The sequence below is a fragment of the Sphingomonas sp. genome (genome assembly GCF_013816785.1).
Taxonomy (GTDB): Bacteria; Pseudomonadota; Alphaproteobacteria; order Sphingomonadales; family Sphingomonadaceae; genus Sphingomicrobium.
The window spans coordinates 1-23,820 of the sequence record NZ_JACDDV010000023.1 but is presented as its reverse complement, the minus strand read 5'-3'; the positions used below and the strand labels follow the sequence as shown (position 1 = coordinate 23,820).

At 64.1% G+C, this 23,820-nt stretch carries 28 protein-coding genes and 1 pseudogene; 16 read left to right on the top strand and 13 right to left on the bottom strand.

The annotated features are described in order from the left end of the window. Positions 1 to 11: 11 nt before the first annotated feature. The 10 genes from H0W65_RS06595 to hemE form a co-directional block, all read right to left on the bottom strand. Positions 12 to 893, bottom strand: a complete 882-nt coding sequence (locus tag H0W65_RS06595; protein ID WP_294005521.1) for a ParB/RepB/Spo0J family partition protein — start codon at positions 891 to 893, stop codon at positions 12 to 14. After that, positions 890 to 1,675 carry a ParA family protein gene (locus tag H0W65_RS06590; RefSeq protein ID WP_294005544.1) on the bottom strand — a complete coding sequence of 262 codons (786 nt, stop codon included), beginning with the start codon at positions 1,673 to 1,675 and terminating at the stop codon, positions 890 to 892. Before H0W65_RS06590 ends, H0W65_RS06595 begins: the two co-directional genes overlap by 4 nt. Positions 1,676 to 1,677: 2 nt before the next feature. Then, positions 1,678 to 2,286, bottom strand: a complete 609-nt coding sequence (gene rsmG / locus H0W65_RS06585) for a 16S rRNA (guanine(527)-N(7))-methyltransferase RsmG (RefSeq protein ID WP_294005518.1) — start codon at positions 2,284 to 2,286, stop codon at positions 1,678 to 1,680. Further along, complete coding sequence (mnmG, locus tag H0W65_RS06580) at positions 2,283 to 4,085, bottom strand: tRNA uridine-5-carboxymethylaminomethyl(34) synthesis enzyme MnmG (protein WP_294005515.1); 1,803 nt, start codon at positions 4,083 to 4,085, stop codon at positions 2,283 to 2,285. Before mnmG ends, rsmG begins: the two co-directional genes overlap by 4 nt. 58 nt (positions 4,086 to 4,143) lie before the next feature. After that, positions 4,144 to 5,427 (bottom strand): tRNA uridine-5-carboxymethylaminomethyl(34) synthesis GTPase MnmE, encoded by a 1,284-nt coding sequence (gene mnmE, locus H0W65_RS06575; RefSeq protein WP_294005513.1) that lies wholly within the window; start codon positions 5,425 to 5,427, stop codon positions 4,144 to 4,146. After that, positions 5,427 to 6,059, bottom strand: coding sequence for a TerC family protein (locus H0W65_RS06570; RefSeq protein WP_294005510.1), 633 nt, complete (start codon positions 6,057 to 6,059; stop codon positions 5,427 to 5,429). Before H0W65_RS06570 ends, mnmE begins: the two co-directional genes overlap by 1 nt. Before the next feature lie 12 nt (positions 6,060 to 6,071). Beyond that, on the bottom strand, positions 6,072 to 6,725 hold the full coding sequence (locus H0W65_RS06565) for a YjbE family putative metal transport protein (RefSeq protein WP_294005507.1): 654 nt from the start codon (positions 6,723 to 6,725) through the stop codon (positions 6,072 to 6,074). A 71-nt stretch (positions 6,726 to 6,796) separates the two neighbouring features. Further along, entirely contained in the window at positions 6,797 to 8,053 is a 1,257-nt protein-coding gene (rho, locus tag H0W65_RS06560; RefSeq protein WP_294005504.1) for a transcription termination factor Rho, read from the bottom strand. Between the two features lie 195 nt (positions 8,054 to 8,248). Next, positions 8,249 to 8,707 (bottom strand): CopD family protein, encoded by a 459-nt coding sequence (locus H0W65_RS06555; RefSeq protein WP_294005501.1) that lies wholly within the window; start codon positions 8,705 to 8,707, stop codon positions 8,249 to 8,251. 3 nt (positions 8,708 to 8,710) lie between these two features. Next, positions 8,711 to 9,739 carry a uroporphyrinogen decarboxylase gene (gene hemE / locus H0W65_RS06550; protein ID WP_294005541.1) on the bottom strand — a complete coding sequence of 343 codons (1,029 nt, stop codon included), beginning with the start codon at positions 9,737 to 9,739 and terminating at the stop codon, positions 8,711 to 8,713. Positions 9,740 to 10,063: 324 nt separating this feature from the next. Between hemE and H0W65_RS06545 the strand changes: the two genes are divergently transcribed. The 10 genes from H0W65_RS06545 (at position 10,064) to H0W65_RS06500 (ending at position 16,058) form a co-directional block, all read left to right on the top strand. After that, positions 10,064 to 10,642, top strand: a complete 579-nt coding sequence (locus tag H0W65_RS06545) for a Maf family protein (protein ID WP_294005498.1) — start codon at positions 10,064 to 10,066, stop codon at positions 10,640 to 10,642. Then, complete coding sequence (locus H0W65_RS06540) at positions 10,639 to 11,457, top strand: shikimate dehydrogenase (protein WP_294005495.1); 819 nt, start codon at positions 10,639 to 10,641, stop codon at positions 11,455 to 11,457. Before H0W65_RS06545 ends, H0W65_RS06540 begins: the two co-directional genes overlap by 4 nt. Continuing rightward, entirely contained in the window at positions 11,454 to 12,047 is a 594-nt protein-coding gene (gene coaE / locus H0W65_RS06535; RefSeq protein WP_294005492.1) for a dephospho-CoA kinase, read from the top strand. The genes H0W65_RS06540 and coaE overlap by 4 nt, the downstream gene beginning before the upstream one ends. 7 nt (positions 12,048 to 12,054) lie before the next feature. After that, positions 12,055 to 12,777 carry a DNA polymerase III subunit epsilon gene (dnaQ, locus tag H0W65_RS06530; protein WP_294005489.1) on the top strand — a complete coding sequence of 241 codons (723 nt, stop codon included), beginning with the start codon at positions 12,055 to 12,057 and terminating at the stop codon, positions 12,775 to 12,777. A gap of 44 nt (positions 12,778 to 12,821) precedes the next feature. Beyond that, positions 12,822 to 13,388: a ribosome-associated translation inhibitor RaiA gene (gene raiA / locus H0W65_RS06525; protein ID WP_294005486.1), complete on the top strand. Its 567-nt coding sequence runs from the start codon at positions 12,822 to 12,824 to the stop codon at positions 13,386 to 13,388. Positions 13,389 to 13,463: 75 nt separating this feature from the next. After that, positions 13,464 to 13,928, top strand: coding sequence for a PTS sugar transporter subunit IIA (locus H0W65_RS06520; RefSeq protein ID WP_294005483.1), 465 nt, complete (start codon positions 13,464 to 13,466; stop codon positions 13,926 to 13,928). Then, a complete protein-coding gene (locus H0W65_RS06515; RefSeq protein ID WP_294005480.1) occupies positions 13,918 to 14,376 on the top strand; it encodes a PaaI family thioesterase in 459 nt (152 codons plus the stop codon). The genes H0W65_RS06520 and H0W65_RS06515 overlap by 11 nt, the downstream gene beginning before the upstream one ends. Continuing rightward, the gene (locus H0W65_RS06510; protein WP_294005478.1) at positions 14,373 to 14,714 is read left to right on the top strand and encodes a DUF1491 family protein; all 342 of its coding nucleotides are present in this window, start codon (positions 14,373 to 14,375) and stop codon (positions 14,712 to 14,714) included. Before H0W65_RS06515 ends, H0W65_RS06510 begins: the two co-directional genes overlap by 4 nt. 177 nt (positions 14,715 to 14,891) lie before the next feature. Next, the gene (locus tag H0W65_RS06505) at positions 14,892 to 15,539 is read left to right on the top strand and encodes a cell wall hydrolase (protein WP_294005476.1); all 648 of its coding nucleotides are present in this window, start codon (positions 14,892 to 14,894) and stop codon (positions 15,537 to 15,539) included. A gap of 33 nt (positions 15,540 to 15,572) precedes the next feature. Then, the gene (locus H0W65_RS06500) at positions 15,573 to 16,058 is read left to right on the top strand and encodes an MmcB family DNA repair protein (protein ID WP_294005474.1); all 486 of its coding nucleotides are present in this window, start codon (positions 15,573 to 15,575) and stop codon (positions 16,056 to 16,058) included. Here the strand turns inward: H0W65_RS06500 and H0W65_RS06495 are convergent. Next, the gene (locus tag H0W65_RS06495; RefSeq protein ID WP_294005471.1) at positions 16,055 to 16,666 is read right to left on the bottom strand and encodes an ankyrin repeat domain-containing protein; all 612 of its coding nucleotides are present in this window, start codon (positions 16,664 to 16,666) and stop codon (positions 16,055 to 16,057) included. The two genes, H0W65_RS06500 and H0W65_RS06495, sit on opposite strands and share 4 nt — an antisense overlap. 50 nt (positions 16,667 to 16,716) lie before the next feature. On the opposite strand from H0W65_RS06495, the gene H0W65_RS06490 reads away from it, so the two are divergent. Further along, complete coding sequence (locus tag H0W65_RS06490) at positions 16,717 to 17,154, top strand: YcgN family cysteine cluster protein (protein ID WP_294005468.1); 438 nt, start codon at positions 16,717 to 16,719, stop codon at positions 17,152 to 17,154. Next, the gene (locus tag H0W65_RS06485; protein ID WP_294005465.1) at positions 17,123 to 17,845 is read left to right on the top strand and encodes a YgjP-like metallopeptidase domain-containing protein; all 723 of its coding nucleotides are present in this window, start codon (positions 17,123 to 17,125) and stop codon (positions 17,843 to 17,845) included. The genes H0W65_RS06490 and H0W65_RS06485 overlap by 32 nt, the downstream gene beginning before the upstream one ends. On the opposite strand, the gene H0W65_RS06480 is transcribed toward H0W65_RS06485, so the two are convergent. Continuing rightward, positions 17,810 to 19,891, bottom strand: coding sequence for a transglycosylase domain-containing protein (locus H0W65_RS06480; RefSeq protein ID WP_294005463.1), 2,082 nt, complete (start codon positions 19,889 to 19,891; stop codon positions 17,810 to 17,812). The two genes, H0W65_RS06485 and H0W65_RS06480, sit on opposite strands and share 36 nt — an antisense overlap. A 48-nt stretch (positions 19,892 to 19,939) precedes the next feature. Next, the gene (gene msrB / locus H0W65_RS06475; protein ID WP_294005461.1) at positions 19,940 to 20,374 is read right to left on the bottom strand and encodes a peptide-methionine (R)-S-oxide reductase MsrB; all 435 of its coding nucleotides are present in this window, start codon (positions 20,372 to 20,374) and stop codon (positions 19,940 to 19,942) included. A gap of 69 nt (positions 20,375 to 20,443) precedes the next feature. Between msrB and H0W65_RS06470 the strand changes: the two genes are divergently transcribed. From H0W65_RS06470 to H0W65_RS06455, 4 genes and pseudogenes are all read left to right on the top strand, one after another. After that, positions 20,444 to 20,974, top strand: coding sequence for a DUF4402 domain-containing protein (locus tag H0W65_RS06470; protein ID WP_294005458.1), 531 nt, complete (start codon positions 20,444 to 20,446; stop codon positions 20,972 to 20,974). 144 nt (positions 20,975 to 21,118) lie between these two features. Next, entirely contained in the window at positions 21,119 to 21,640 is a 522-nt protein-coding gene (locus H0W65_RS06465) for a DUF4402 domain-containing protein (protein ID WP_294005455.1), read from the top strand. A gap of 153 nt (positions 21,641 to 21,793) precedes the next feature. Next, positions 21,794 to 22,618, top strand: coding sequence for a molecular chaperone (locus H0W65_RS06460; RefSeq protein ID WP_294005452.1), 825 nt, complete (start codon positions 21,794 to 21,796; stop codon positions 22,616 to 22,618). Positions 22,619 to 22,642: 24 nt separating this feature from the next. Beyond that, positions 22,643 to 23,820 (top strand): annotated as a pseudogene (locus H0W65_RS06455) (carboxypeptidase regulatory-like domain-containing protein); the annotation flags it as partial.

The following is a 23,820-nucleotide window of genomic DNA, read 5'->3' as shown; positions in this document are numbered from 1 at the left end:
CCGACGCGACCCTAAATGGGCTCTCCGCTCAGCCGCTGGCAGATCATGTCGAGTTGATCGAGACTACTGTAGTGAAGCGCCACCGTGCCCCCGCTTTTGCCGTGCGCGACCTTGACGCGAAGACCGAGCAGGTCGCCAAGCTGACGCTCCAAGGCCGCTAGATCGGCATCGACTGGGCGTCGCTCGGTGCGCGCGGCGGCGCGGGCGATGTCCGCCCCCGCACCTGGCCGCACTTGCCTGGCGAGCGCTTCCGCTTGCCGAACCGACAGCCCCTTGGCGACGATCTCGGCGGCCAATTCTTCGGGTTTATCGGCCGAAAGGACCGCCCGGGCGTGGCCCATGCTGATATCGCCTCGCATCAGCAATTGCTTCACGCTCTCGGGTAAATCGAGCAATCTCAGAAGATTGGCAACATGGCTGCGCGATTTTCCGACTAGTTTGCCTACCGCGTCTTGCGTGTGGCCGTGCCGGCCAATCAATTGCCGATAGCCATCGGCTTCTTCGATCGCGTTTAGATTCTCGCGCTGAATATTTTCGATCAGGGCAACCTCGGCGATGGTGCCTTCGTCGAAATCGCGCACGATGGCCGGGATGTGGTGCAGGCTCGCCTGTTGCGCGGCGCGCCAACGGCGCTCCCCCGCGACGATTTCGAAACCGTCATCGACTTCGCGCAGCAAGATCGGTTGCAGCACTCCACGCTCGGTAATCGACGCGGCCAATTCGCGCAGCGAAGCTTCGTCGAAGCTTTTGCGCGGTTGCAAAGGGTTAGGGCGAATACGCCCGACCTCGACTTCAAGCACGCCGCGGTCGCGCGGTTCGTTGATTGTCCGGCCCGGCCGCACCGATTCGTCGATCAGTGCGCTTAGCCCCCGGCCCAGCCCCGCCTTCTTCATGCCGCCTCCGCCGCCAGTCGCGGCAGCCTGGTCATAATTTCCCGAGCCAGGCTGATGTACGCTGCGGATCCGGGACATTTGAGGTCGTAAATTAGCGCCGGAAGCCCATGGCTCGGCGCTTCCGACAAGCGAACGTTGCGTGGCACCACCGTGTCGAACACCGCACGGCCAAGGCAGGCGCGGACATCCTCGGCAACCTGCTGCGACAGATTGTTGCGCCGGTCGAACATGGTCAGCGCGACCCCGAGGATAGACAATTCGGGGTTGAACGCGACCCGGATTCGCTCGACCGTTTGCAGCAACTGACTCAACCCCTCAAGCGCGAAGAACTCGCATTGGAGCGGGACCAGTAGCTGCCTCGATGCAACCAGCGCATTGACCGTCAGCAAGCCCAGCGATGGCGGGCAATCGAGGAGGCAAATGTCCCATCGCCCATGTGGTGTCTCATCGAATGCCTGGGCAAGCCGGTGCGTCCGGTCGGGCATCGCCACCAGCTCAACCTCGGCGCCAGACAGATCGACCGTGGCCGGCAGCAAGTCGAGCCGCGGTACCTTTGTCGGCATCGCCGCCTCTGAAATGCTCGCCTGTCCGAGCAGCACGTCGTAGCTCGACCGCTCGCGCGCGGCTTGACCCACACCGAGGCCCGTTGAAGCGTTGCCCTGAGGATCGAGGTCGGCCAGCAGCACTTTCCAGCCGATCGCGGCCAGTGCGGTGGCGAGGTTGATTGCAGTCGTGGTCTTGCCCACTCCCCCCTTCTGGTTGGCAATCGCGACGCGAATCATGCTCACCTCTTCGGCCTGACCCCGTCGGCAACCACGATTGCCGCAGCGGGATGGGTCTGGCTTGGCACCAGCTGGAAGCTACCCTGCCAGTTTCGACGCGCGTCATCCAGTTCCGATTTCGCCGATTCGCCCTTGGGCAGAATCCAGCGCGTACCGGGGCTGGATAAATGGTGAGTCATGGTGAATAATTGGTCGATCTTGCCCACTGCCCGGGCGGTGATCAGGTCAAACGAACCTGTCGCCTTACTGGCCTTGGCGGCCGTGACATCCACGTCGATCAGGCCAAGGTTCTGGACTACGCTCCTGAGGAATTCGGCACGTAGCCGGCGCGGCTCGATCAGGGTCATCCGCTCTCCCGAGAGAATGGCGATGACCAGGCCCGGCAAACCTGCGCCGCTGCCGATGTCGGCCCAGCGACCCGATCGATTTGCCAAGGAGAGCAATTGCGCGCCGTCCAACAAATGGCGCCCCCAAAGTGCCGCGACGCTATCTGCGGAAATGAGGTTTTGATGCTCATTTGCCCGGACGAGCATGGCGGCGTATCGCTGGAGGCGCTCAAATGTTTCACGTGAAACGTCCCGACCCGCCAGCGCCGCCAACCGCTCGATCATGCCGCCTGCTTGGCAAGTGCGAAATGAAGTGCCGACAGTGCAGCCGGAGTAACGCCCTCCACCCGGGCGGCCTGGTCTAGGTCTGCTGGACCGGCCCGCCCGAGCCGCTCGCGCATCTCGGCTGACAATCCCGCAACCGCAGCATAATCGAACTCGACGGGAATGACTGTCGTCCGATCTCTTAATCGTGCGGCCAATTCGGCCGACTGTCGTGCGAGATAGGGCGCGTAAACCGCGTCGTCGATCGCCTCGGCTGCCGCCGCCGAGCGGGGCAAGCGCCCCGCAACCACATCGGCAAGATCAGCCCGGCGCGCCCATTCCGAGAGCGGGCGGCGTGCCGGCTCTTCGATCCCTAACTCCCGGCCGCTCGCCGTCTCTTTCAATGCCGCTGCCATACTAGTCTTGGCGCACAGATGCTGCACTATTAGGCGCTTCTGCTCAACATCGAGCAGGCCCGCCTCGATCGCCAGCGGACTGAGCCGAGCCACGGCATTGTCGGCGCGAAGGTGAAGCCGATGCTCGGCGCGCGCGGTAAGCATCCGGTAAGGCTCGCTCGCGCCCTGGAGCGTCAAATCGTCAATCATCACGCCAACATAGCTTTGAGCGCGATCAAACCGGACCGACGCAAGGTCGCACGCGAGAGCCGCGGCATTCGCCCCGGCCGCCAGACCTTGCGCTCCGGCTTCCTCATAACCGGTCGTGCCGTTGATCTGCCCGGCGAAAAACAGTCCGCTAACCTCGCGATGTTCCAAGGTCGGGCCGAGGCGGCGAGGGTCGGCATAGGAATATTCGACCGCGTAGCCGGGCTGGACGATGGCGGCACGCTCCAGCCCGTCAATGCTGTTGACAAGCGCCTGCTGAATATCAGTCGGTAGCGATGTCGAGATTCCGTTTGGATAGACAAGGTGAGTATCGAGGCCCTCGGGCTCCAGGAAAATCTGATGACCTTCGCGATCGCCGAAGCGCAGCACCTTATCTTCTATCGACGGGCAATAGCGCGGCCCCCTACCCTCTATCGCGCCAGCGAATAAAGGAGAGCGGCCGAGCCCGGAGCGGATGACGTCATGACACCGCGCATTGGTTCGCGTGATGGCGCAAGCGAGCTGCGCCTGTGGCTCGGGATTGGGCGCCAGAGCCAGCGTCCACGCCTCTCGGTCGGTCGGTTGCGGCTGAAGTCGCGCCCAGTCGATCGTCCGACCATCAAGGCGCGGCGGCGTCCCGGTCTTCAACCTGCCCTCCGCTAATCCGAGCTCGCTAACCTGTTTGCCCAGAATCGAAGAGGCTGAATCGCCAGCGCGGCCTCCCTCCCATCTTTCCTCGCCGCGAAAGAGCGTGGCGCCGAGGAAAGTTCCAGTCGCCAGCACGATGGCTCTGGCAGAAAACTCGCTGCCATCAGCCATGGCCAGCGACGTGGCGGCGCCACTGTCCAGCATGAGAGCGACAACTTCGCCTTGGATCAGTTTAACGCCGGCCGCCGCGACCAATGAGCGAACTGCCTCCCGATACAGACGCCTGTCGGCTTGGACCCGCGGGCCGCGCACGGCGCTACCTTTGCTGGCGTTGAGCATGCGGCGATGAATCGCTGCGCGGTCGGCAGCGCGCGCCATGATTCCGCCGAGTGCATCTATTTCACGGACTAGATGGCCCTTACCAACGCCACCGATTGAGGGGTTGCAGGACATTTGACCGATGTCCGCCACCCTAAAGCTAACCAGACCGACCCGCGCGCCACGTCGCGCCGCCGCACAGGCTGCTTCGCATCCGGCATGACCGCCGCCGACGATAATTACATCAAACATCCCCGTGCCATTAAGGCCCGGGCCGCTTTTCTTCAACGCCGGCGTTTCACGTGAAACATCATTTGCCCAGGCAGAAGCGTGCGAACAGTGCTTCGAGGAGTTCCTCGACACCGGCCCGCCCGCTGATGCGGTCAATTGCTTCGCGCGCGGTACGAAGCTCCTCGGCAATCAACACATGGTCCCTTAAATTGGCAGCGCGCCCGAGAGCCTCATTCGCGCCGGCAAGCAAGTCATGCTGGCGGCGATCGAGGGCGATCTGATCGAGCTGTGGCAGCAACGACTTCGCCTCGACCACCAACCGCTTGATTAGCTCGTCGACCCCTTGCATCGTGACCGTCGATACCGCCAACGCACGCGCCGATGCCACTCCGCCGAGGTCAGCTTTGGCATGAAGCAGTATCAAGCCCGGCCGGCTGGGAGCGTCATATTCGGATCCGAGCCATAGAAGTATGTCTGCCGCCCGATTCTCCTGATGCGCGCGCGCGACGCCAATAGCTTCCACGGCGTCGTCGGTGTCCCGCAGCCCGGCAGTGTCGACCAGCACAAACGGCAAGCCGCCGATGGCCAAGGGGACCTCGATCACATCGCGCGTGGTGCCGGAAATCGGCGTCACAATGGCCCGCTCGGTCTGGGCTAGCGCATTGATTAAGCTCGATTTTCCGGCATTCGGGGGGCCGGCGATGACGGCTCTGATGCCATCGCGTAACGGCTCCACCCGCGGCGCATCGATCAGGCCGGCCATCTGTGCGGCGAGTTGCGCAATCTCGGGCCGCAAGTCCTGCTCAATCCCTTCATCATGCTCATCGGTATAATCGATGGCCACTTCGGCCCGCGCCGCCAGCTCGAGCAATCGCTCGCGCCATTCGTCCAGGCGGCGGCGCAGCGCCCCTCCCGCGCGTGCCGCCGCCGAGCGGCGCTGAAGCTCGGTCTCGGCGACGAGTAAGTCGGCCAGCCCTTCGGCCTCGGTCAGATCGATACGGCCGTTGGCCAGCGCGCGGCGGGTGAATTCGCCCGGCTCGGCAAGCCGCACACCCGGCTCGCGTCTCAGCATCGAAATCAGCGCGTCGACTGTCGCTCGTCCGCCATGGCATTGATATTCAACAATATTCTCGCCCGTCGCGCTGTGCGGCGCGTCGAACCGAAGCACCAATGCCTCGTCGATCAGCGCGCCGTCGGCGGGGTCGATGAGGCGACGCAACGACGCCTGGCGCGGTGGCGGCAAATCGCCCGCAATCCGCTCGGCCGCCGCGAAGGCATGTGGCCCGCTGGAGCGAACGACCGCTACCGCCGCTGGCGGCCGACCGCTCGACAAGGCGACAATGGTGTCGTCGAAAGTCGCCATCAGGCGACCAGCGGCGCTACGTCGTGCCAGCCTTCCCAAATCATCTTGCCGGCCACCCACACAATTACGGCAAGGCCAACATAGCCGATCCACCGATAGCGCTCGATATAGCGGGCGATGAAGTTGGCGGCGATGCCCATCAGGATGACCGACAGGATCAGGCCGAACACGAGGATGTGGGGATGATCTTTGGCCGCTCCGGCGACGGCAAGGACATTGTCGAGGCTCATGCTGACGTCGGCGATCGCGACGCCCCAGGCGGCGCTGGCGAACGTCCGCGCGGGCTTGATTCCGCTGGCCTCGCCTCCCTCGATTTCCGGACATCCCGCACTTTGACCCTGATGGTGCAGCTCGCGCCACATTTTCCAAGCAACCCACAAAAGGAGGAGGCCGCCAGCGAGGATCAGGCCAACGATTTGCAGCAACTGGGTGACGACCAGTGCGAAGGCAATCCGCAGTACCAGCGCCGCGGCGACGCCGATCAGGATGACCTTCTTGCGTTGCTCCGCGGGCAGTCCGGCGGCCAAGGCGCCGACGACGATCGCATTGTCGCCCGCCAGCACGACATCGATGACAAGAATTTCGAAGAAGACGGCCAGCGTCTCGGGCGAGAACAAGGAGGAGAAATCCATCGCCAGCGCCTACTACAGGCCAAGCAGCGTCCTCAACCCCAGCACATGGTCGCCGCCCATCCAGCCTTCGTAGATCATCTTGGCCGAGACATAGAGGATCACCGCCAGGCCGATGTAGCTGATCCAGTGATGACGCTGGATCAGCCGGGCGACATAGTTCGCCGCGAGGCCCATCAACAAGACCGAGAAGGTCAAGCCGACAAACAGTAGCGCCGGATTGTCGCGTGCAATCGAGGCGACGAGCAGGACGTTGTCGAGGCTCATGCTCAGGTCCGCGATCATGATCTGGATGGCGGCCCGAAGCAGTGTCTTGGTGGGCGGTGGACCCTCGATCTCGAGTGTGTCGGGATCATCGCGCACCACCACTTTCGTCGGGTGCATCTCGCGGAACATATTGTAGGCGACCCACAGCAGTAGCAGGCCGCCGGCGAAGACCAGGCCGGTGATCTTGAGCAGCTGGGTCGCCACCAGCGCGAAACCGATCAAAAAGATGAGCGCCATGCCGACGCCGAACAGCAGGACCTTCTTGCGATCCTTTTCGGGCAAGCCCGACGCCAAGCTGCCCATGATCACGACATTGTCGCCGGCCATGGTCAGGTCGCCGATGATGATCTGCCCAAGGTTGGCAAGCCCGCTGCCGGTGAAAATGCCCGAGAAGTTGAACATGGGGTCGATCGTTCTCCGCCGCGTGCGGCAAATTTGGCGCGCATGAAGTCTGCCGCTCTTGCCCGCTCCGCTTACTGATTCATCGACGCGAAGAAATCCTCGTTCGACTTGGCGTCCTTCATCTTGTCGAGCAGGAACTGCATTGCGTCGATCGTGCCCATCTGCATCAGGATTCGGCGCAGCACCCACATTTTCGATAGAACCGTCTGCTCAACCAGCAATTCTTCCTTGCGGGTGCCAGACTTGCCGACGTCGAGCGAGGGGAAGATGCGCTTGTCGCTGACCTTGCGATCAAGCACGATTTCAGAATTGCCGGTGCCCTTGAACTCTTCGAAGATGACCTCGTCCATCTTCGATCCCGTATCGATCAGCGCGGTGGCGATGATCGACAGCGATCCGCCTTCCTCGATGTTGCGCGCGGCACCGAAAAAGCGTTTCGGGCGCTGGAGCGCGTTGGCGTCGACGCCGCCGGTGAGCACCTTACCCGACGAGGGAACGACGGTGTTGTAGGCGCGGCCCAGGCGAGTGATCGAATCGAGCAGGATGACGACGTCCTTCTTGTGCTCGACCAGCCGCTTGGCCTTTTCGATCACCATTTCGGCGACCTGGACGTGGCGCTGAGCGGGCTCGTCGAACGTCGAGGAAACAACCTCACCGTTGACGCTGCGCTGCATGTCGGTGACTTCCTCGGGCCGCTCGTCGATCAGCAACACGATGAGGAATACCTCGGGGTGGTTGTCGGTGATCGCCTTGGCGATGTTCTGCAGCAGCACGGTCTTGCCGGTACGCGGCGGAGCGACGATCAGCGCGCGCTGGCCCTTGCCCAATGGCGAGACGATGTCGATGACCCGCGCCGACTTGTCCTTGACCGTCGGGTCGAGCGTGTCGAGGCGTAGCTTCGAGTCCGGATAGAGCGGCGTCAGATTGTCGAAATTGACGCGATGCCGAACCGCGTCGGGCTCGTCGAAATTGATCATGTTGACTTTGGTAAGCGCGAAATAGCGCTCGCCATCCTTGGGCGCGCGAATTTCTCCTTCGACCGTATCGCCGGTCCTGAGGCCGAAGCGCCGCACATGGTTGGGCGCGACATAAATATCGTCCGGGCCGGCGAGGTAATTGGCCTCTGGCGAGCGAAGAAAGCCGAAGCCGTCGTTCAGCACTTCGATGGTGCCCATGCCCATGATTTCCGCGCCGCTTTCAGCCCGGACCTTGAGGATTGAGAACATCAGATCCTGCTTGCGCAGGGTCGAGGCACCCTCGATGCCCATCTCCTCGGCTTGTGCGACGAGTTCGGCTGGAGTTTTTTGCTTGAGGTCTTTCAAGTGCATACGAAAATTCTTTCGGGGAAACGGATTTGGAAATTCGACTCGCGGCAGGACGCCGCGGAGGGGACGACAATCGGGGGCGCAGCGGTGGGAATGGAAATTCGGGCCGGTGCAGCCGTCTTGCCTTGGCGCTTAGGTCCGCTTGGGGCGCGAAGTCAACGCCTTAGAAGGGCCGAAGGCTTTGGTGCGTGCAATCCCTTAAAAGGGACGAACGATGACAAGCACGACGATCAGGGCGGTCAAAATGCCAGGCACCTCATTCATTATGCGCAGTTGCTTGTTCTCGAGTGCGCGGTAACCCCCGGCCAGCTTGCGCCCGTATGCGCCGATCCAACCCTGATAGGCCGTCATCAACAGGACCAGGAACAACTTGGCCGAAAACCAGTGCTGACCGAAAGCGCCGACGTTGACCGCCAACATCAAACCCAGAACCCACACTATCAGCATCGCCGGCGTCAAGATGATGGTCCGGGCGCGGTCCTCGCGCTCTATCCAGGCGCGGTCCTCGGCCGACCCGGGTGTCGTCGCCTGGTGATGAATATAATAGCGCGGGACGATGAACAGGCCGGCAATCCAGAAGATCACGAAGGTGACATGCGCCGCCTTGACCCATAGGTAGGCGGCACCGAGGAAACCCTGATAGTCGCTTAGCCCCATCCCTCAGCCCTTCACCAGCCGCACCAGCTGTTCGACGTGCGCGATCGGCGTCGTCTGCTGAATGCCGTGGCCGAGATTGAAGATGTGGGGACGATCGGCGAAGGCGTCAAGGACATGCTTGGCCGCGCCTTCCAGCGCTTCGCCCCCGGCGATCAACGCAAGGGGGTCGAGATTGCCCTGAACCGGCAGGCCCGAGGGTAGGTCGCGCGCAGCCCAGGTCGGATCGACCGTCTCGTCGAGCCCGATCGCATCGACCTTCGTTTCGGCGGCATAGGCGCGCAGCTTGCCGCCCGCGCCCTTGGGAAAACCGATGATCGGCGTGTCAGGATGCCGTGCTCGCAACGCTCCGACCAGTCGCGCGGTCGGGGCAATCACCCAACGTTCGAACTCGGTCGGGGCGAGGCTGCCCGCCCAGCTGTCGAACAATTGCACCGCATCGACTCCCGCCTCTATCTGGCCCGAGAGATAATCGAGCGTCACCGCCTCGATCCGGCGGATGATTGCATCGAACTCGCCGGGGTCCCGATAGGCGAAGCTGCGCGCCTCGGCCTGTTCGCGGCTACCCTGCCCGGCGACCATGTAGGTCGCGACCGTCCAGGGCGAACCGGCAAAGCCCAAAAATGTCGTCTCAGGCGACAACTCGGCCTTGACCCGCCTCACGGTCGCCCAGATCGGCTCGAGGCGCTGCAGCACGAGCGCAAGGCCGTCCAGCGTGGCATCAGCCAGCGGGGGAGAAAGCCGCGGGCCTTCCCCAGCGACGAAGGTCAGTTCCTGGCCGATCGCATGGGGGACGATGAGGATGTCGGAAAACAGAATCGCCCCGTCGAAGGGGAAACGGCGGAGCGGTTGAAGCGTAACCTCGGCCGCGGTCTCGGGATCATAGGCCATGTCGAGAAAACCGCCGCGCTTCGCTCGAAGTTCGCGATATTCCGGAAGATAGCGACCCGCCTGCCGCATCAACCAGATGGGCGGCGGATCACGCCGTTCACCGCGCAAGACGGCGAGCAGCGGCTTGCCGGCCGAAGCGCCGATCGGTTCGGCCAAGGGCAATACCACCCTTATTCTCCTTAGATATATAGATTAAAAGGTAGATGAGATTGATGGGCGCTTGGCAGCGGGATTTAAGCGCGCCTACCGACTTTGCCAACAGGCGTGATGGAAGGTGAATCGGCGGCCTGTGGCGATTCGTCAGCCATTTCTCCCGTAACTCACAGGCTGTGGGCCAGTTTCATCCCCTGTGAGCGGAATGCGGGACAGGCCATTGTCGACGGGAGCGGAATCCTGCCGTTGGGTCATCCCCTTCTTCACGCTAGGGAGACTCACCCATTTTTCCCCAGCTTTTTCCCAGTGAGCCCGATGTCCCTGATTTTGGCCAGTAACAGCGCAAGTCGGCGGGCCATGCTGGAAGTGGCGGGGGTGGTTCATTCCGCGCGATCGGCGGAATTCGACGAGGAGTGGGTCAAGGAGCGGCATGTCGGCGACGGCGAATCGCTCGCGCGCAGGCTGGCCGAAGGCAAGGCGCTGTCGATAGGAACGGGCGACGATTGGGCGATCGGCGCGGACAGCACGGTGAGCGTCAACGCTGTCCGTTACTCGAAGCCACACGACCGCGACGAGGCGACGCGGCACTTGCGCGCCTTTTCCGGCCAGACGATGCTTTTGTCGAGCGCGGTGGCGCTGGCGCGGGGCGGAAGAATCGACTGGGGCCATGCGGAAACCGCGCGGCTCGAGGTGCGGCCGTTGAGCGAAGGGTTCATCGGCTCCTATCTCGACGCCGAATGGCCCGAAGTTGGCCAGTGCGTCGGAGTATTTCGAATGGAAGGGCGCGGCGTGACCCTGTTCGATCGCGTCGAAGGCAGCCATTTTACCATCCTCGGCATGCCGCTGCTGCCGCTCCTTGGAGCGCTGCGGCAGAGGGGAATCTTGGCGTCATGACGGCACGCCCTTATGCCGAGGTCATCGGCGACCCGATCGAGCACAGCCTGTCGCCCACCATCCACAGCTTCTGGCTCGACGCGCTCAAGATCGACGCCGACTATCGCCGTTTCCGGGTCGATCGCGCCGGGCTCGCCTCCTATCTGTCGGAACGCCGCGCTGATCCCGCCTGGCGCGGCTGCAACGTCACCATGCCTCTCAAGCTCGACGCGCTTCAACTGGCCGATGATGCAAGCGACCAGGCTGTGGCGGCAGGCGCGGCCAATCTGCTGACGCCGCGCGAAGGCAAGCTCGCTGCGGCCAATACTGACGTCGGCGCGATTGCGCTGCTGCTGGCAAAACTTGGCGACGATGGAGCGGCGATGGGCAGCGTGACTGTGCTCGGCAACGGCGGCGGCGCACGCGCCGCGCTGGTCGCCTTGAAGATGGTCAACCTTCACGCGGTCCGCATTCAGGCGCGCGACATGGCCGAGGCGATGAAGCTAGCCATCGAATTCGGCCACGAAGCCGAGCCGGTTCCGCTGACCGAGCCGATCGCCAGCGACGGACTGATCAACGCTACCCCGCTCGGCATGGCGGGGCGCCAATGCCTGAACTGTGACGTCACGCGGCTGCCTTCGAAGGGCTGGGTGTTCGACCTGGTCACCGATCCGATCGAAACGCCGCTGATCGCGGCGGCCCGGCAGCGGAACCTCAAGATAGTCACCGGGCGCGAAATGCTGGTGGAGCAGGCGGCAACCAGTTTCAAACTCCTGTTCGACGCCGACCCGCCGCGTGACCGCGACGACGATCTTTGGCAAAGGCTCAGGCCATGATCAGCCTCGCGCTTACCGGGTCGATCGGCATGGGCAAGTCGACCGTCGCATCGATGTTCGCCGATGTCGGTGTGCCCGTGTTCGATGCCGACGCGGCGGTCCGCGAGCTGCAGGGCCAGGGTGGGCGGCTGGTACCCGCGATCGAGGCGCGCTTTCCCGGCACGACGCGCAATGGTGCGGTCGACCGTGAGGCGCTGTCGTCGTCGGTTCTTGGCGACCCCGACGAGCTCGCCGCGCTCGAAGCGATCATGCACCCTTCGGTCCATCATGAGCGGACCCGCTTCATTGTCGCCCATGCCGACGCGCCCGCGTTGCTGTTCGATATTCCCTTACTGTTCGAAACCGGTGGCGACGCGGCTTTCGACAAGGTCATCGTCGTCTCGGCGCCGTCCGAACTCCAGGAAGCCCGCGTCCTTTCCAGGCCGGGTATGACCTACGAGAAATTCTCCCATATTCTGGCGCGGCAGACGCCCGACGAGGAGAAACGCGCCGGGGCGGACTTCGTCGTCGACACGTCGGGCAGCTTTGATGAGACGCGGCGGCAGGTCGATGCGATCCTTGCTTGTCTCGGCTTGAAGGCGGGTGTTTAAGGGGCCCATGCGCGAAATCGTCTTCGACACCGAGACCACGGGCCTGAGTCCTGCGGGCGGCGACCGCATGGTTGAAATTGGCTGCATCGAAATGATTGGCCGGATCGAAACCGGGCGGCATTTCCATGCCTATTTCAACCCCGAACGGCCGATGCCGAGCGAGGCCGAGGCGGTGCATGGCCTCAACGACACCTTCCTGTCGGACAAGCCTCGCTTTGCCGAAAAGGTTGAGGACTTGCTCGAATTTATCGGCGATTCGCCGCTGGTCGCGCACAATGCCGGGTTCGATTTCGGTTTTTTGAACCACGAACTGGGCCGTTGCGGCCGGGCTGCGGTGTGCATGACGCGAATGGTCGACACGCTGACTCTTGCCCGCAGTCGCCATCCGGGCGCCAAGCACAGCCTCGACGCGCTCTGCACGCGGTTCGGCGTCGACCGCAGCCAGCGGGTCAAGCACGGCGCGTTGCTCGACGCGCAGCTCCTCACGCAGGTCTATATCGAGTTGACCGGGGGGCGTCAGATCGGGCTAGGCTTGGTCGCTGGCTACGGCGCTGGCGGGGCGCCGTCCACCGCTGCACCCGCGTCGTTCGCCGCGCGGCCGGTGCTGGCGCCGCGACCGCATGCAGCGTCGGCCGCCGAGCTCGATCGGCACCGGTCGTTCCTGGCGAAGATCGTCAATCCCTTGTGGGACCGGCTAATGGCCCCCACCTCGCCGCCGAGTGCCGCGTAAGCGATCGCCCGCCCAGGCGACGGTAATAGTCAAGGAGAGCCAGCATGGACATCAGGGTTGCCGGTCATCAGGTCGCCACCGGGGAATCGCTGCGCACTCGTGTCAACGATCGCCTGTCGGCGATGGCCGACCGCTATTTCGCCCGAGCCGTCGCCGCCAACGTCACCTTCGGCCGGGGACCATATGACGACTTCACGTGCGACATCGTCGCCCCCGTTTCCCAGGGGCTGGTGCTGAAGTCGTCCAATCGCGCGCCCGACGCGCATGTCGCGTTTGAAGGCGCGGCCGACAAGATCGAAAAGCAGCTCAAGCGCTATCGCAGCCGATTGCGCGAACGCCGCGGCGATGGCGAGGGGCGAGTGGAGGAGAATGCCGCCTACACCGTGTTCGCCGCGCCGCACGGGGAGGATCAAAAGCCTCCGCCGGCCCCCGCGATCGTTGCCGAAACCCGGGTCGACATCCCCGAAGCGAGCGTATCGGACGCGGTGATGATGCTCGATTTGAGAAACACCAACGCGCTGATGTTCCGCAACTCCGCCAGCGGCGACTTCAACATGGTCTATCGCCGGGACGACGGAACCATCGGCTGGGTCGAACCGTCATCCAAGTGACAAAGCGCGGCAGGGTCGGCTAACCCGCCTTCCGCATCGTCGCGCGTGTACCCGCTAGTGTAGAAGAATTTTCGAATGCAGCTTTCGCAATTCCTCGATTTCGACGCGATCCGGGTCGATCTTGCCGCCGGGAACAAGCGGCAGCTGCTCAACCAGCTTTCGCAGGTGGCGGCCGGCCGCCTGTCGCTCGAACCCTCGCTGATCGCCGATGCCATTGCCGAGCGGGAGCGGATTGGATCGACCGGCTTCGGTGGCGGCGTCGCGATCCCGCACGGCAAGCTCGACGCGCTCGACCGGATTTACGCCATGGTTGTCCGGCTCGCCTCGCCAATCGACTACAAGGCCATCGATGGTGCGCCGGTGGACCTCATCTTCCTGCTACTTTCGCCGCCCGATGCCGGCGCTGAGCACCTCAAGGCGCTGGCCGCGGTCAGCCGGCTGGTGCGTCACGCCGCCACGGTCGAAAAGCTGCGTGGCGCGCGCAGCCGGGATGCGCTCGCCGCAGTGTTGATCGGCGCCGAGGAACGCGATGCCGCCTGAGGCCGCAACGGGGGAGCAAGCACATCTCCGTGCGCTCGCGGCGCTCTATGATTCGGCGCCGATTAATCGCCTGTTCTTGTCCACCATTTCGCTGCCCGAGGCCGGCCGGAGCGAGATTCGATTCACCGTCGCCACATCGGGCTTTCACGCCGCTGGCGCAGCGCACGGTACGGTTTTTTTCAAGATGCTAGACGACGCGGCATTCTACGCCGCTAACGGACTGGTCAGCGATCGCTTCCTTCTCACCACTGCCTTCAACCTTCACTTCACCAAGCCGCTGCGCGAGGGCGAGGCGCGGGCCGAGGGGCGGTGGATCTCGGGTAGGCGCCGGGTGTTCGTGGCGGAGGCGCGGATAGTCGATTCGACGGGTGAGGAGTGCGCTCGCGGCACAGGCACATTCCTGCGCTCGCATATCCCCCTGTCGGGGCTGCCTGGCTACCGAAGTTGAGCGACCGGCTGCCCGCCGCGCTCGAGGCCACTGCCCTGCTGCGCCAGGTCGACGCCGAGGGCGGTTTCGCCACCGTCCTGAAGAAAGGTGATGCCGACCGCGGTGCGCTGCTGCTGCTGGTTTCGTCCCGCGGCGCTCACGCCGGCTGCCTCGAACGGACGCTGGATGCCTCGGGGAGTTATCACTGGCAGCGGGTGGGGCCCGAATCCGGCGCGACCCAGAAAATGCTGTCGGATTGGTCTTCGAAGCGCGTCAAATTCGATGAAGATTTATGGTTAATCGATCTGGACGTCGCGGACCCGGAACGATTCATCGCTGAAACGACCGAGTCAGGTTGACCGGCGGGAACCATTTCGAAATAGCCGTGGAACCAACCACGCGGGGGGCATCCGCATCGGCAAACCATTGCCGCCAAAGGTGCCACGCAGTCGGGGAACGACCCTCGGCGAGCGCTGTCAGTTTTGCAGCCATCGCCCATAGGCGGCTTCACCGCACAGATAACGGTCTTCATGTTCGTGCCGCTTCGTTCCGCCCTCATGGTGTTCGCTGCGCTGACCGCCTCATCGGTCGCGCCGGCCAAGGTTGCCCCGGCACCCGAGCCGTTGATCGAGGATGGGTCGACCAAATTGGCCGCCGTCGCCGCCAGCGCGCTGCTTGGGACCGAAAACTCTCCCACGCTTCTGACGGCGCCGGCCGATGAGCTTGCCCCGTTGCCGGCGATTGAATCGCTGCAATCGATCGACCCGTCGGCTTCGCTTGCCGACCTGGTCACCAAATATCGCGGGTCGGTACCGGGCAGCCGCGAGCTCGAATGTCTCGCCGGAGCAATCTTTTTCGAATCGAAAAGCGAATCGCTGCAAGGCCAACTCGCGGTCGGCCATGTCATCGCCAACCGGGCCAACTCGGGCGGCCGCTTCCCCTCGAGCTATTGCGGCGTTGTTTTCCAGCACAGCCAGTTCAGCTTTGTTCGCGGCCGTTCGCTGCCGTCGATCCCACGCGCTGGCCAGCAATGGAAGAATGCGGTCGCGATTGCGAGGATCGTCGATGAGAAGATCAAGCCGACCCCGGTCGGCAAGGCGCTTTTCTTTCACGCCCGGCGCGTCTCGCCCGGCTGGCGCCTGACCCGCATCGCGACCCTCGGCAACCACGTCTTCTACCGCTAGGCGCTGGGCCCCTTTCGTTCTAAAAGTTTGGGGATGGCAACGTCTCCGATTCCCGATTGTTTCGCCGACGCGCCGCTGATCGCGACAGAGGTGGCGCGCGGGGTCACGCGGCTGTTCTGCCGCCATGATTTGTTCGCGATGTGCGAAGTGCCGCTGCCCAACGGCCGCCGAGCGGATTTGATGGCCATCGGGCCGCGGGGCGAGCTGACCATCGTCGAGATCAAGGTCAGCCGCGCCGACCTTCTCGGCGACCAGAAATGGGTCGATTATCTCGATTATTGCGACCGCTTCTTCTGGGCGGTGCCGCAACTGCTCGCGCCGCTGCTCGACCACCCGCGCTTCCTGCCGGGCGAGGCAGGCTTATTGGTCGCGGACCGCTATGACGCCGCGGTGATTCGCGAACCCTCGACCCGCCCGCTCGCACCTCCCCGGCGCAAGGCGGAAATCTTGCGCTTCGCTCGCCGTGCAGCGCGCCGGTTGTCGGCGCAGATCGACCCGACTTTGGGCGACGCGATCTAAAGCCCCGGACCGGCGACCTTGGCCTTGGCCGTTTTAATCGTTTCGATGAGCTTGATCAGCTCGCGCGACCGGGTGTCGCGCTTGGCATAATCGCGCGCGCTATAGCCGGCGGCGTGATCCGCCTTGTCGGGATTGGCACCTCGTTCGAGCAGCAGCTTGACGATTCGCGGCTGGCGCTGCTGGACGGCGACAATCAGCGCGGTTTCGCCCTTTCGATTGGCGAGGTCGATTTTGGCGCGGCGCGCGACCATCCAGCCGACGGCCTCCTCAAACCCAATCCGTGCCGCGATGATGAGCGGCGTGTCGCCTTGACTATCGCCGATGTTCGGATCGGCGCCTTTGCCGATCAAAAATCCGGTCCAGTCCGAGTCATGTCTCCGTGTGGCGATAATCAGCGCGGTTTCGCCCTTGTAGCCGCGGTAGTTCAAAATCCTTGAGGTGGGGCTTTCGACCATCGGCACGGCCTTGGAGCCATCGCGATCCTCGACCGCCTTCAGAAACGCCTCGCCCTCCGACGCATTGGAACCCAGGCCTTGGGCCAGCGATGGAGTGGATATCATCAACAGCGCGATCGCCATCCCAGCCTTGCCCCAACCGCGCATCGTCATGTTCCTTTGCCTTGATCTCGCCGCCTTGGCGCACCAAGGCTTGAGCCAGCATGAATAGCGCAAAAGCCTTTTGGGAAAAGCCCTTGCCGGATTTGGACCGGGGCGAATGGGAAGCGCTGTGCGACGGCTGCGGCCGTTGTTGCCTGCACAAACTGGAGGACGAAGACACCGGCGAGCTATTCCCGACCAATGTCGCCTGCAAGCTCCTCGACCGGCGCGTGGGGCAGTGCACCGACTATCCTCACCGCAAGAAGCTGGTGGCCGACTGCGTCAAGCTCGATCCGGCCAAGCTCGACGAGCTCGAATGGCTGCCTTCTACCTGCGCCTACCGCTTGCGTTGGGAAGGCAAGCCCTTGCCCGTTTGGCATTATCTGATCTCCGGAAACCGCGAGACGGTGCACGAGGCGGGCCAGTCGACGCGTGGCTGGACGGTCAGCGAAATCGACGCCGGCGAGCTTGAGTATCATCTTGTCGACCGTCCGCTCTGACATGCTTCGCATCGCCGGGCTTGCCTGGCCGATCGAACTTCGACCTCATCCCCGCGCCCGCGCGCTGCGGTTGAGGCTCGACGAGGCGAGGGGCGTGTTGCGGCTGACCTGTCCGAAACGAACCAATCGCCGTGCAGCGCTCGACTGGGCCTTGGGACAGTCGGCCTGGGTCGATGCGCAAGTCGCTCGAATTGCGCCGGGCGAGCCGTTTGCGCCCGAGACGACGATCCTGGTCGAAGGGCGCAATGTCCGCCTGGTCTGCGACGAGCGCCTGCCACGCATGCCCTCGATGGCCGGAGACGTGTTGGCGTGCGGCGGGCCGCAAGCTGGATTTGCCGGCCGGATAGAACGCTATTTGAAGGCCGCTGCCCGCGAACGGTTGAGTATCGCTACCGCTGCTGCCGCCGCGCGCGGCGGGGTCAGGGTCCGCTCGGTCGCGGTCGGTGACGCGTCGACCCGCTGGGGCAGTTGCGCGGCGTCGGGGGCTATCCGCTACAGCTGGCGGCTTTATCTGGCGCCGCCGCATCTGCTCGACTGGGTCGTGGCGCATGAGGTCGCGCATCGGCGGCACATGGATCATAGCCCCGCGTTTCGGGCGTTCGAGGCGAGCCTTTACGATGGCGATGTCGCCGCCGCACGGGCCGAGTTGCGCGCGTTAGGGCCGCGGTTGAAGCGGATCGGCCGGGGCTGATTGCGGCGGCTGCCGCGGTTCCGGTGGCGGGGCCGGCCGGTTTTGCGGATTGCGATCGAGTACCTCGTCGAGCCACGCCTTGTCGGCAGGCGCCGGCGCACCGCGCGACGGATCCTGCGCTGGGTCGTATCCCAAAGGATCGGCTGGCGCGGTGCCGATTGGATTGCCGTCGGCATCGACCAGCAACGGCTCGTCTGACGCATTCATGCCATAGACTTCCTCGTTGGGCTCGAGCTGCCAGTCGGGGATCGGCACCTGGGTCTGGAATTGCTCGACCGGGCGCTTGGCAACCGCCACCTTCATGAAATCGGCAAAGGCGCGCGCCGGCGCCGTGCCACCCTGCAAGCCAGCTATCGTCCTGGCATCGTCGCGGCCCATCCACACGCCGGTCGTCAATCCGCTCGAAAAGCCGATGAACCACCCGTCCTTGTTCGAGGATGTGGTGCCGGTCTTTCCAGCCACCGGCCGCCCGATCTGGGCGGCGCGCCCGGTGCCCGAGAGCACGGCAGTCTGAAGCAGATCGGTCATCCCCGCCGCCACCCATGGAGCGACCAGCACGCGCTGCTCCATCGACTGGTGCTGGTAGAGCAAGCGGCCGTCGGCGGTGACGACCTTGCGGATAGCGTAGGGGGCGACGCTGATCCCGCCGCTCTGCACGGCGGCGAAGGCGCGCGTCATGTCGATCAGGCGCACGTCGCTGGTCCCAAGCACCATTGACGGATAGGTCGAGATATTGCCCGAAATGCCGAACCGTCGCGCCATGTCGGCGATGGTCCCGAACCCGAGCGCGTCGCCAATCTTGGCGCTGACCGTGTTAATCGATCGGGCGAACGCCTCGCGCAAGGTAACCTGGCCGGCGTAGGCGCGGGTCGAGTTGCGCGGCGTCCAGCCGTTGATCGTCACCGGCTCATCGACAATCGTGTCGCTCGGCTTCATTCCGCTTTCGAGCGCGGACAGATAGACGAACAGCTTCCACGATGACCCCGGCTGGCGCTCTGCCTGGGTCGCGCGGTTGTAAATCGAGCTGACATAGTCGCGGCCGCCAATCATCGCCCGCACCGCCCCGTCGCGGTCGAGCGCGACCAGCGCGCCCTGAGCGCCGCCCGGCGCATTGGCGTTGATCGAGCGATTGGCGGCCGACTGCATGCCGGGGTCGAGCGTCGTCCACACATCGATTGGATCGCTGGTCTCATCGATCAACGTGTCGAGTTGGGGCAGCGCCCAGTCGGTGAAATAGCGCACGCTGTTTTGCTTTGCTGCGGGCTGAACCTTGATGTCGGCCGGATCCACGCCGGACGCGGCGGAGGCAGGGAGAAAGCCATTCTCGACCATCGAGTTGATCACTACTCCGGCCCGCCCGCGCGCCGCTTCGATGTCGGCGGTCGGCGAGTAGTTCGACGGCGCCTTGACCAGGCCGGCGATAATCGCCGCTTCGCCGAGCTTCAAATGTTCGGCCCCATGGCCATAGAAGGTTCGGCTGGCGGCATCGATACCGTAGGCGCCGCCGCCGAAATAAACCCGGTTCAAGTAAAGCTCGAGGATCTGGTCCTTCGAAAATTTCCGCTCGAGCGCCAGGGCCAGCACTGCTTCCTTCAGCTTTCGGCCGAAGGTGCGGCTGTTCGAAAGGAAGATGTTGCGCGCCAATTGCTGGGTGATAGTCGATCCGCCCTGCCGCCACTGGCCAGTGGACAAGCGAACCTTGAACGATCGAGCGACGCCGATCGGATCGACCCCGATATGGTTGCGAAAACGCCTATCCTCGACCGCGATCATTGCCGAGCGCATCGTGCCGGGGATCTCGGCGTAGGGGAGCCAGCGGCCGAAGCTCGGCCCAAGCGCGACCAGCAGCGTGCCGTCGGCGGCGCGGACCCGGACCATCTGGCCAAGATCGGACCGGCGCGACAGGGTGTGGTAATCGGGCAGCTGCGACATGGCGATCGCCACCGCCACGACCAGACCGATCAGCCCGACCAAGAAAATCGACCCGCCCCATTTGAGGGCAGTGACCAGATAAGCCTTGGCGCGCGACGGGGAGGAGCTGGCCATTCAGGATGAATCCCTATGGGCTATCGCCCCGGCCCACAAGCACCGGCGTCAGTCGTGCTCGCCACCGTCGCGTGACGCGTCGTCCTTTTCGCTATCCTTCTTGAACCCCAACGAAGCGCTGTTGATGCAATAACGAAGACCGGCCGGACCCGGACCGTCGGGGAATACATGGCCGAGGTGGCCCTCGCATTTGGCGCAGCGGACCTCGGTGCGGGCCATGCCGAGACTGGTGTCGCTAAGCTCGGCGACCACTTCGCCCTCGACCGGCGCTGTGAAGCTCGGCCAGCCCGATCCGCTGTCATATTTGGTGTCGCTGCCGAACAACGGCTCACCGCAGGCGGCGCACACATACAGGCCCCGGTCCTTGTTGCTAAGCAGCTCGCCAGTGAACGGGGCTTCGGTGCTACCTTCGCGCAGGACGCGATATTGTTCGGGGGTCAACTTGGCGCGCCACTCGGTATCGGACTTTGACTTATCGCTCATCGCTCGCTCCCGCTGGGGGTAAAAGTTGCGTTAACCTTGCTTCAACGCGGCGTTCCTATTGTCGGTGCCATGTTGGGCCGCCCGTTCACTCTTGCAAGTCTTGCGGCGTCCGCCGCCGCGCTCACGGTTCCCGCCGTGGCGCAGGACATCAGCGCGCCCTGCCGCTTGTGCGATTCGGCCAACCGCTCCGACGACAGCAAGCCCGCGGCGGCTATCCAGCTCGATGTCGAGGCCAGGCTCGATTTTGACCGGCTGATCTTGGGCGGGCCCGGCGAAGGCAGCGCCGAACTCGGCCCCAACGGCGAGCGGCAGGTTCGCGGTTCGGTCAGCGCGATCGGCGCTCGGGCGATCGCCGGTCAGGTCATGATTCGAGGCGAGCCGGGCCGATATGTGCGTATCAGCCTGCCTGATCATATTCAGATGGCCGGTCTCTCCGGAGGTACATTGCGTCTCGACTCGATCTGGTCCGATGCCGGGGCGGCGCCGCGTCTGGGGAGCGATGGCACGCTCTCGTTTCGCTTCGGCGGTGCGATCAGGATCGCTGGCGATGTCGACGGCGACTATCGTGGCGATGTGGCGATCGACGTCGACTATCTTTGAAGACTGCTCGGCTCCGGACCAATAGCTAACGCATCTTTAACCACATCATTGAGCGAAGCCGTAAGCCGGCACGGTTAATGAAGGTCTCACGGATGGACGGCATGTTCGACCAGCCGCCATGTTTTGGAAACAAGTGGGGATTTCATGATGACCAATTTTGCCCGTCTGGCGGCGCTCGCCGCCGCTGTTACCCTGGTCGCCGGCCCGGCCATTGCCGCTCCGGTTTCGGCCAATCCGAAGGCGAAGGCCTCGGCCAAAATCGTCAAGCCGCTGACGCTGACCGCGCAGCAGAACCTCGACTTCGGCACGATCGTCGTCGGCGCTCTGGCCGCGAACCAGACCGTTTCGATCGCCCAGGGCGGTACCGCGGTGACGGGTTGCACCGGTGCGCTGACTTGCTCGGGCACCGTTTCCTCGGCCCAGTATAAGGTCACCGGCACCAACAACTTCACCGTCAATGTCGCCGCGACTGGTACCAACCTGACCAACACCACCTCGGGCGGCAGTGAGCTTCTCGCCTTCACCCCGAACGCCCCCGCGACTGTCGCTCTAGGCAACTCGGGCACGACCGGTGTCAACTTCAACGTCGGCGGCGCGATCACGATTGCTCCGGCCACCGTCGACGGCCTGTACGTCGGCGACATCGACGTCACCGTCGATTATTAAGTGACGACCAGCCGCGAGCCGGTGCGCCGGATCGCTTGATGAAGGGGCTGTCGGCTATCCGGCGGCCCCTTTTCATTGCAATGACCAGCAGTGGTTAGCCGATTAATAACCATTTCGGATGCATCATCTTCCTGACCAAATTGGAGGAAATCGATGATCCGTGTTCCGCTCGTTCGTTTAGCCCGGCTCGCGCTGCTCGCGCCCGCCCTGATATTCGCGGCCCCGCCGGCCAGGGCCGGCGTCGGCGACCTGCTTGTCGCCCCGACCCGCATCGTTCTCGATGGGCGGCGGGGCACCGAGGTCATTCTCAACAATATCGGCGACGACATCGCGACCTATCGCATCTCGGTCGAGCTTCGCCGCATGACGCCCGACGGGCGACTGGCCGATGTCGCCGAGCCGAACACCGCCGAAAAGGCCGCGCAGGAGATGATCCTATACGCACCGCGCCGGATCACCCTGCCACCCAACCAGCCGCAGGCCATCCGCTTGTCGGCCCGCGCGCCCGAAGGCTTGCCCGATGGTGAATATCGGGTGCATCTTCTGTTTCGTGCAGTGCCGCCGCCGCGTTCTGCCGTGCCATCGCAAAAGGTCGAGGGCGTCGCCTTCCAGCTTACACCCATCTATGGCGTCACCATTCCGGTTATCGTTCGGCTCGGCAATCTCGAGGCCAAGGCCGGCCTCGCCAACGTTCACAAAGTGGTCGAGGGGGGCAGGCCGGCGATCGCGCTGGACATCAGCCGCTCGGGCGGCCGCTCGACCTATGGCGAAGTCCGGGTTCTCAAGGCCGGTGTCGCCGATCCCATCGCCGTGGTGCGCGGCATTGCGGTCTATACCGAACTCGGCCAGCGGTCGGTGACCGTGCCGATCGACCCCGCACATGTCGCGCAGGCGGTCGGGCCGGTCACCATCCAATATATCGAACCGACCGACAGCGGCCCAGTGATGATCGCCGAAACCAGCGCGGTCCTTCGTTAGGGAGAATAGCAGGGGGCGCTCTCCATGCGGCGGTCGCTAGGCTGGGTGCGCGGCGCGCTGGCGTCGCTGGCGCTCGCCGCGGTGGGTGCCGTCGCCGCATGGGCGGCAGCGCCGGTCGCCTCCGGCTGGACCGCCGACCCTGACGACCAGTTCCTGCTCGACGTCAATATCCGCCAATTGCGACTCGGTGACGGGGTTCGCGCCTATCAGGTAGCTGGAGGAACCTGCGTCGTATTCGGCGACTTTTTGACGACGCTCGACGTCCCGATGAAGATCGACCTTGCCGCCCGGCGCGCCTCGGGCTGGGCATTCCGCGAAGCTAACAAGATCGATATCGACCAAGCCACCGGCAACGTCCGTTATGGCGACAAGCAGGAACGCATCGCCGACGGGGAGATTCGCGAAACACCCGAGGGCTGGTGCGTCGAAACCGCTGCGCTCGGGCGGTGGTTCGGCCTGGGGGTAAAACCGGTCCCCGCGGGATCGCTCTTGATCCTCGAATCAGACGCCAAGTTACCGGTCGAGCTGGCGCGCGAGCGTGAGCAACAGGCGGCGCGCATTCGACCGGCGGCCTTTCCCCTGGAAAGCCTACCGAAAGTGCGGCTTCCCTATCGCCTGTGGCGCGCCCCCGCGCTCGACTTTATCGTCAGCGCGGGTGTCGCCTACCGCGCATCGACCGGCCTCAGGGTCGATCGCCGGGCTTCGATCGCGGCGGCGGGCGAGCTCGCGCAACTGTCGTATGACTCGACCCTGTCAAGCGACGATCGCGGTCGCCCGCAGTCGCTCCGTCTGCGCGCCTACCGCTCCGATCCGGACGGCGAGCTGCTTGGGCCGCTCCGGGCTACCCATTTCGCGGTAGGCGACGTGCGAGGCTTGGCGAACCGCCTGGTCACGGGAGCCAGCGGCCGTGGCGCCGAAGTGACCAACCGGCCACTGTTCAATCCGGTCGCGTTCGACCGCACCCGATTCGAAGGCGAATTGCCGCCCGGTTGGGATGCGGAGCTTTATCGCAACTCAGAATTACTCGCATTTAGCCGCTCGGACGGTGGGCAGCGCTATGTTTTCGACAATGTGCCGCTGGTCTATGGCGACAATCGTTTTGAAATCCTCCTTCACGGTCCACAAGGCCAGCAGCGCAGCCGGGTGGAGACTCTTAACATCGGCGAAAGCCAGGTTCCGAAAGGGAAAACCTGGTATTGGGC